This window comes from Verrucomicrobiales bacterium (genome assembly GCA_016793885.1).
GTDB lineage: Bacteria > Verrucomicrobiota > Verrucomicrobiia > Limisphaerales > UBA11320 > UBA11320.
The window spans coordinates 1-3,572 of sequence record JAEUHE010000019.1; the positions used below are offsets into that span (position 1 = coordinate 1).

The window sequence follows — 3,572 nt, forward strand, 5'->3', positions numbered from 1 at the left end:
GAATGTGCCGAGTATTTCGATTGCATGGTGGTCATGCACGGCCGATTTGCGAACTAGACCAACGTCAATACGTCCGAGATCGAGTTCCTGTACGACTTCCGCACTGCGCAAACTGCGAATGCGACAGTGAATCGGCGGCGAGAGTTCTCGAAGATCGCCAAGCGAAGGGATAAGTAACCATCTGAGCAGGCCCTCGCCGCCCCCCACATTGACCAAGCCTGGCTTTGAGTTTTCGGTTTCGGCCAAGTCGGATACCGCTCCAAAAAACACGCGGCTCATTCGTGCCAGCTGTCTCCCGAGCTGAGTGGGTTTAAGACTCTTTCCAACACGCTCAAACAGCTTACTACCAAGCGCTTCCTCCAGCTCTTTGATCTGCCTGCTAAATTGGCTTTGCCTGCTGGGATTAGGCCCAGCTGCGGCAGCAATGGACCCGGAATCAACGACGCTGCAGAGCGTTGCGATACGATCCAACGAGAATCCATTCTTTGCAATAATGTCTGGGAGCATACATGACTATGGAGTCATACTATCTACAGAAACCCGCCTTCACAATGGGAATATAATCTGCCATGGTCGGATCGTGCTGAGATTGGAAGACATCACAGTGGGAGCCGTGATAGGCGGGATCCTCGCGAATCAGCCAGTCACTATTCGACAGGTTCAACGCTACGGCGACGATGTGCTATCGGTGACCTTTGTTGACGCCGAAGGCCGCCCAGGCGAGGAGTTGCTATACCGAGATCGAGAAGCGTCTCTCTTTTTGGCTAAGCAAAGTCGGCCTTTTTCCTTCACCGCGGATGGCGCGGACTTTCGATTGGTCTCCGAAGCCCAACGGTTGCGCTACGCATTCCTTTTCGATCCCCACATAGCGGTAAATACTTCCACCGTAGATCCTTTACCGCATCAGATCACAGCGGTGTATGAAACCATGCTGGGACGGCAGCCACTCCGGTTTCTGCTCGCGGACGATCCTGGCGCAGGAAAAACCATCATGACGGGTCTTCTAATCAAGGAACTGATAATCCGCGGTGATGTAGCCCGATGCCTGATCGTATCTCCAGGCAGTTTGGTTGAACAATGGCAGGATGAACTGGACGAAAAATTTAGCCTCCCGTTCGAGATTTTGACCAATGAAGGGCTAACCGCTGCGCGCACGGGGAACTGGTTTCAGGAACACAATCTGTGTATCGCCCGGCTGGACAAACTCAGTAGAAATGAAGAAATTCAGGCAAAGCTTGCAGCGGTCGACTGGGATCTCGTCGTGGTCGATGAGGCACACAAGATGTCCGCTACTTACTTTGGCTCGGAGGTGAAATACACCAAAAGATTTCGGTTGGGACAGTTACTGTCGGCACATTCCCGACAGTTCGTGTTACTTACTGCCACCCCACACAATGGGAAGGACGAAGACTTTCATTTATTTCTTTCCCTGCTAGACGGAGACCGATTCGAAGGCAAACCTCGCGATGGAGCCCATGTCTCAGATATATCTGATGTGATGCGCCGCATGGTAAAGGAACAATTGGTCACCATGGAGGGCAAGCCTCTCTTTCCTGAGCGCCGCGCCAGCACAGTGGAGTATTCTCTCAGTAACGAGGAGCAAGAACTCTATAAGGCCGTCACTGAATATGTGCGCCGCGAGTTTAACAACGCAGATAAGCTAAATAATCAGAAGCGCAAGGGCACCATTGGGTTCGCCCTAACTCTGCTTCAGCGCCGGCTGGCCTCTTCACCAGAAGCAATCTACCGATCGCTGGACCGACGTCTGAAACGCCTTGAAGACCGTTTGCGTGAGGAGAGACTACTTCGACGTGGCGTTTCTTCAGTAAGCACTCAGCTCGCGGAGACGCAAGACCTGACCGACGAGGAAATCGAGGACCTCGAAGACACACCGGAAACGGAGGCGGAGCAGACTGAAGAACAGATCGTAGACCAGTCCACGGCGTCACAGACGCTGGCCGAACTGGAGGCCGAAATTGTCATCCTGCGCGATCTCGTCCAGCAGGCCTTAAAACTCCGCCGCTCTGGGAACGACACCAAGTGGCAACGCCTTTCCGAGACTCTCGACCTGCCGGAGATGTTTGATGCGAACAAGCTTCGCCGGAAGTTGGTCATCTTCACTGAGCAGCGAGATACGCTGAACTACCTGACCGACAAGCTGGCCACTCGTTTCGGAAATCAAAACTCCATCGTCGCCATCCACGGCGGGACGCCGAGGGAACGACGTCGTCAGGCCCAGGAGTCGTTCGAGAACGACCCCGAGGTTCTGGTCCTCATGGCCACCGATGCGGCGGGCGAAGGCATCAATCTCCACAAGCGGGCACACCTGATGGTGAACTACGACCTGCCGTGGAATCCGAACCGCATCGAGCAGCGCTTCGGTCGAATTCACCGAATCGGCCAAAAGGAAGTTTGCCATCTGTGGAACCTCGTTGCGCACGAGACTCGCGAGGGGGAAGTCTGGCAGCGTTTGCTGCAGAAACTCGCTCGCCAGCGGGACCAACTCGGTGGCGCGGTCTTTGACGTTCTTGGACAAGTCTTCCGAGACCAACCCTTGAAGGACTTGTTGGTTCGCGCCATCCGCTACGGTGAGCAACCCGAAGTGCGTGCTCAGTTGGACCGGGTGATCGATGAACAGTTGGATGCGGACCGCCTTCGCGACCTCATCCACAATCGGTCGCTGGTGCAGGACACCTTGGACCCGAAGCGGGTTCAGGACATCCGGGAACAGATGGAACGGGCCGAAGCCCGCCGACTCCAGCCGCACTACATCGGCTCGTTCTTCTTGAAGGCGTTTGAATCGCTCGGCGGAACCGTCCATCGCCGGGAAACTAACCGTTACGAAATCCGCCACGTCCCCGCCGACATCCGGCACCGTGACCGGATCATCGGGCAACGTGCTCCGGTCCTTAAAGCCTACGAGCGCGTCACATTCCACAAGGACCGCATCCGGGAATCCGGAAAGCCGCCGGCCGCACTGGTGGCACCCGGCCATCCGCTGCTCGATTCCATCGTGGACCTGATTCTGGAGAAGCACCGCAGCCTGCTTCGCGAAGGAGCTGTGCTTGTGGATACCAACGATCAGGGCACGGAACCCCGGCTGCTCTTCTACTACGAACACAGCGTCACCGACGGTCGCCGAGACTCGGGTGGAAATCCGAGTGTCGTCTCCCGACGACTTCAGTTTGTGGAAATCACTCGCAGCGGTCAGCTGGTGAACGCTGGAACCGCCCCCTACCTCGACTACTCACCTCCAACCGCAGAACAGAAAGCTCTATTACACCCGCTCCTTGAGGAGACCTGGCTCGCAGACGGGGTGGAACGTAAGGCGACCGAACACGCGATCCGTTACCTTGTCCCCGAGCACTTACGCGAAGTGCGAACCCGACGTGAGGCGCTGGTAGATAAAACGCTTGAGCAGGTTCAGGCGCGGCTTCTCGGCGAGATTCGCCACTGGGATCAACGGGCAAATGACCTCCGGGCACGTGAGGAAGCGGGCCGAGCCGGAGACAAGCTCAACTCTGCCAACGCCCGAAAGCGGGCGGACGATCTGAACGAGCGTCTTCAGAAGC

The 3,572-nt window shown here is 56.4% G+C and carries 2 protein-coding genes; one reads left to right on the forward strand and one right to left on the reverse strand.

What is annotated here, in order from left to right; all coding sequences use genetic code 11:
* Positions 1–507, reverse strand: a 507-nt coding sequence (locus JNN07_02490) for a LysR family transcriptional regulator (GenBank protein ID MBL9166593.1), incomplete at its 3' end; no start/stop codon positions are given.
* Between the two features lie 73 nt (positions 508–580).
* Between JNN07_02490 and JNN07_02495 the strand changes: the two genes are divergently transcribed.
* On the forward strand, positions 581–3,572 hold a 2,992-nt coding region (locus tag JNN07_02495), incomplete at its 3' end, for a DEAD/DEAH box helicase (GenBank protein MBL9166594.1).